The following is a 4,668-nucleotide window of genomic DNA, read 5'->3' as shown; positions in this document are numbered from 1 at the left end:
CCTTCGGCATCTGCGTTGCGGGTGGGCTACCTGGTCTCGGTGACCTTGGCGAGGGCGCGCGGCGCGTCCGGGTCCTGGCCGCGGGCGATGGTGACCTCGTAGGCCAGCTGCTGCAGCGGCAGGATCTCCAGGATCGGCTGGACCTCCTCGGGCACCCCGGCCGGGAGTGCGAAGCCGGCCGAGGCCGCCTCCACCTGGGCCTGCTGGCCGATCACCACGAGGTCGGCGCCCCGGCCGCGGAGCCGGTCCAGCACGGGCTGGAGCGCCTCGCCGCCCTTGCCGTCCGGGACGATCGCGATCACCGGCGAGACGTTGTCGACCATGGCGAGCGGGCCGTGCAGCAGGTCCGCGCCGGAGAACGGCGAGGCCGGGATGTACGTGGTCTCCATGAGCTTCAGCGCCGCCTCGCGGGCGGTCGGGTAGCCGTAGCCGCGCGAGGTGATGACCAGGCGCTGGGCGAAGCGGTACCGCTCGGCCAGGGCCCTGACCTCCTCGCGGCGCTCCAGGATGCCGGCCGCCAGGCCCGGCAGGTCCTTGGCGGCCGCACCCTCGCCGCCGCGCAGGCCCTCCACGAAGAGGTACAGCGCGAGCAGCTCGGCGGTGTAGGTCTTGGTGGCCGGCAGCGCCTTCTCCAGGCCCGCGAGGACGTCGATGTGGAACTCGGAGACCTCGGCCAGCGGGGAGTCGGCGTTGTTGGTGACCGCCAGGGTGATGGCGCCGGCCTCGCGGGCGGCCTTGGTGGAGGCCACCAGGTCGGGCGAGCCGCCGGACTGGCTGACGGTGATCACCAGGCAGTCGGCGAGGTCGGGCTTGGCGCCGTAGGCGGTGGTGGTGGACATGGAGGTCAGGCCCGCCGGCTTGCCCAGCAGGACCTCGATCAGGTACTTGGCGTACAGCGCGGCGTTGTCGGAGGTGCCGCGGGCGGTGAGCAGGACGAAGCGCGGGTTGCGGGCGGCGATCTCCGCCGCGATCTCGCGGATCCTCGGGGCGCCCTCGTCGAGGATGCGCTGCAGGACGGCCGGCTGCTCGGCCATCTCCGCCGCCATGATCCTGCCAGGGACAGAGACGGTCTGCGGGTCGGACATCGTGGTGCCTCCGTTGAGATGGTTCAACCCCGGCGGGCGAATGCCCGGCGGGGACCTCATGACGGCGGCGAGTCCGCACACTCGCTGCGGTGGGTGTTCCCCGACGATCCTACGGGTGCCCGGGCCCCGGAGCACACTCCGGAGCCCGGTCCGCGGATCAGGAGGGGTTGTTGATCAGCTGGTCGATCTTGGCGTCGGCGGTCTTGGTGGCCTGGTCGACCGAGGTGCCGGAGAAGATCGCATTGAGCATGTCGACCAGCACGTTCTGCTTCTCCACGGCGGCCCAGCCGGGCGCGACCGGGGTGAACCAGGCGTCCGGGACGGCGTTGGCGGCGGCCGCGGTGGCCGGATTCTCCTTGAGCGGTGCCAGCTGGGTGAGGTTGTTGGGCAGGGTCTCCTTGTCGGCCAGGATCTGCTCCGACCTGGTGCTGGTGAACATCCGGATCCAGTCCTTGGCGAGCTCCTGGACCGGCGACTTCGCGGTCACCGCGAGGTCGGAGCCGCCGATGAAGGACGGCAGCGGCTTGCCGTTGGGGCCGGGCATGCCGGCGACCTTGACGGCGTCCTTGAGCTTGGGGTCGCCGGAGAGCGGGTCGAGCGCCGCCGAGGCCTCCCAGCCGTTGCCGTACAGCATCGCGGTCTTGTGCTTGCCGAGCACCGCGGCCTGGTTCAGCTCGTTGGCCGTCAGGTCGCCGTGGTTGTACTTCTTCACCAGCTCGACGAAGTGCGCGATGCCGTCCTGGGCCTTGGCCTCGTTGAGCGTGCCGTGCCAGCGGCCGCCGTTGTCGAAGCGCGCGATCGTGCCGCCGTACGCGGCGACGTAGGACATGGCCGCGTACCAGTAGGGGCCGGGCAGGTAGAGGGCGGAGAAGGCGCCGCCCCGGTTCTTCGCCTGGATCCGGTCGAGCGCGGAGAGCAGCTCGTCCTCGGTGGCCGGGACCTGCGAACTCCCGGTCGCCTCCTGGAACATCGCCGAGTTGTAGAGGGCGACGCGGGCGCCGGCGTAGTACGGCACGCAGAACAGCTTGCCCTGGTAGGTACAGGTGTTGACGAGGCCTCGGATCCAGGTGTCGTTGTTGTCGAACGACGTGCGGTCCACCGTGGCGAGCGAGCCGTTGAGGATGTACTTCATCGTCTCGGTGTTGCCCAGTTCGACGACGTCCGGCGGGTTGTTGGCCTGGAGCGCGGCGTCCAGGTTGCCGATCTTGTCCTTCCAGGTCTGGTACTGGAGGCGGAGTTCGACCTTCGGGTACTTCGCCGCGAACTCGTCGTTGACCTGCTGGACCAGCTCCGGCCAGCTGCTCTGGGCCTCGCCCATCAGCCAGACGTTCACCGTCCCGGTCGCGTTCGCCGGCTTCGAGGGGTCGTTCGCCGACGCCCCGCCCGGCGTGCTGCTGCACCCCGCGACCGCGGCCGCCAGGGCCGCGGCACCGATCGCCGCTGTCAGCCGACGCTTCACGCTTTCCTCCAGGGTCGGGTGAAGGTCTGCGCTTTGGTACAGACCAGTTTGAGCGAGCGTGGACCAGACCACTTGTCGCGTCAACGGCGCACCGGCACACACGCACCAGTCGTTGCAGAGCCGTTGCCAAGCGTGCGCGCTGCGTGACTGCACACTCACCACACGCTCCCTTGAGGGCCTCTTAAGGGGCAGTTGAGGGTGCGTTAGGGCTGGCGGTGGTTTGTCGACCATCTATGGCGTTTCATGCCCGGTCCGCACCTTTTGCCCGGCGGGATGGTCCAGTCCAAGGCCCCTCGGCCACCAGACGCACACGGGCGTGTCAAGCGTTGATAACGGTGTGCGCGGAGCCGGCGCGAAACCCTTGACGGTGTTCTTTGGTCCATGCCAATCTCCAGGGCAGTTGGTCTACACCAATGGTCTACTCCTCAAGCCGGTCAGCAGCTCCACCCCCGCTCGTCCACCCCCGCTCCCACCGGTGACACTCCCCCCGGCACGCCGCTTCAGGGCCTTGGCCCAACAGCCCGGTGCCATCCCTTGCTCATCCCTCTGGAGGATGGTTTGAACCGCAAGCTCGCCGCCGTGGCCGCCATTGCCACTGTGCTCGTCGCCTCGGCCTGCTCCTCGTCCGGTTCCTCCGGCGACGCCAAGCAGGCGACCCTCAGCAAGGACGGCAAGGGCAAGAAGATCACCGTCTGGCTGATGGACGACGCGCAGAAGGGCTGGCCGGACGTCGTCGAGGCCGCCAAGAAGCAGTTCAAGGACCAGACCGGCGCCGACGTCGACATCCAGTGGCAGACCTGGACGAACTACACCACCAAGCTCGACACCGCGCTGCTCTCCGGCAACGCCCCCGACGCGCTGGAGCTCGGCAACACCCAGACCGCCAAGTACATCGAGGCCGGCTCCTTCGTCGACCTCACCGGCGTGAAGTCGCAGTTCGACAACTCCGACAAGTACCTGGACTCGCTCGCCGCCTCCGGCCAGACCGCGGACGGCTCCAAGACCTACGCGATCCCGTACTACGCCGGTGCCCGCGTCCTGATCTACCGCAAGGACCTGTTCGCCGCGGCCGGCGTCACCAACCCGCCGACCACCCTGGCCGAGCTGAAGGACGCCCTCACCAAGGTCAAGGCCGCCAACGCCGCCACCCCGAACTTCTCCGCCCTCTACCTCCCGGGCCAGAACTGGTACACCGCCGCCTCCTTCGGCGCCGGCACCTTCGGCGTCAAGGGCATCGTCGCCAAGTCGAGCGGCGACAAGTGGACCGGCACCCTGACCGACCCGAAGTTCGTCGAGGGCGTCAAGACCTGGAACGACCTGCAGAAGACCTTCTCGGTCGGCGGCACCACCACCGACGAGGCCACCCAGGACGCCCTGATGGCCAAGGGCAACATCGCCGCCATCGTCGGCGCCGGCTGGGAGGTCGGCTCGGTCGCCGACCCGAAGACCGGTGACCCGAGCCTGAAGGACAAGCTCGCCACCATCGCCCTGCCGGGCACCGCCGCGGGCGCCCCGACCCCGGCCTTCCTCGGCGGCTCCGACCTGGCCGTCCCGGCCAAGGCCGCCAACCCGGGCCTGGGCGCGACCTTCCTGCAGATCTTCACCAACACCCAGCAGCAGACCGCGCTGGCCAAGTTCGCGATCCCGAACGCCAAGAACCTGGTCGCCGCCTACAAGGCCGCCGCTCCGGCCAACAAGGCCACCGGTGACGCGGCCGAGGGCCAGACCTGGTTCATCCCGAACTCGCCGCTGTGGTCCGGTGCCGACGAGACCGCGCTGAAGAACGCCTTCGGTGCGATCGCCGCCGGCGGCGACCCGGCCGCCGAGCTCAAGAAGGCCGAGGACTCGGTCGTCAAGGACCTGAACGGCTGAACCCGCTGAGGCGCGCCCGGGAGTTCCGCCGGACTCCCGGGCCGCCGGCACCGAGCGCCGAAGGGGGTGGGGGCCGCGCCGGCTCGCCGCCCACCCCCCCCCGGGGGCCGTGGGCGGGCTGGGGGCGCGGGGCGGGGGGCCGCGGCCCGCGCGCCCGCGGGGGCCGGGCGGGGTTCGCTTGGCGGGCGGGTTGTCGGCCGTGATGGTCGGCGCGGTGACGGCCCACCAGCCTGGTTCTGTCATGTCTTATGG

At 70.2% G+C, this 4,668-nt stretch carries 3 protein-coding genes; 1 reads left to right on the top strand and 2 read right to left on the bottom strand.

Annotated elements, in window-relative coordinates; translation table 11 throughout:
* Positions 1–26: 26 nt before the first annotated feature.
* Positions 27–1,085 carry an SIS domain-containing protein gene (locus tag ACFV0G_RS35610; protein WP_380556883.1) on the bottom strand — a complete coding sequence of 353 codons (1,059 nt, stop codon included), beginning with the start codon at positions 1,083–1,085 and terminating at the stop codon, positions 27–29.
* Positions 1,086–1,242: 157 nt separating this feature from the next.
* On the bottom strand, positions 1,243–2,544 hold the full coding sequence (locus ACFV0G_RS35605; protein ID WP_380556881.1) for an extracellular solute-binding protein: 1,302 nt from the start codon (positions 2,542–2,544) through the stop codon (positions 1,243–1,245).
* 558 nt (positions 2,545–3,102) lie between these two features.
* Here ACFV0G_RS35605 and ACFV0G_RS35600 point away from each other — a divergent pair.
* Positions 3,103–4,416: an extracellular solute-binding protein gene (locus ACFV0G_RS35600; protein WP_380556879.1), complete on the top strand. Its 1,314-nt coding sequence runs from the start codon at positions 3,103–3,105 to the stop codon at positions 4,414–4,416.
* Positions 4,417–4,668 lie beyond the last annotated feature (252 nt).

Source organism: Kitasatospora sp. NPDC059571 (genome assembly GCF_042735675.1).
GTDB lineage: Bacteria > Actinomycetota > Actinomycetes > Streptomycetales > Streptomycetaceae > Kitasatospora.
The sequence above is the reverse complement of the archived record's forward strand: the minus strand, read 5'-3'. Positions and strand labels throughout refer to the sequence as shown.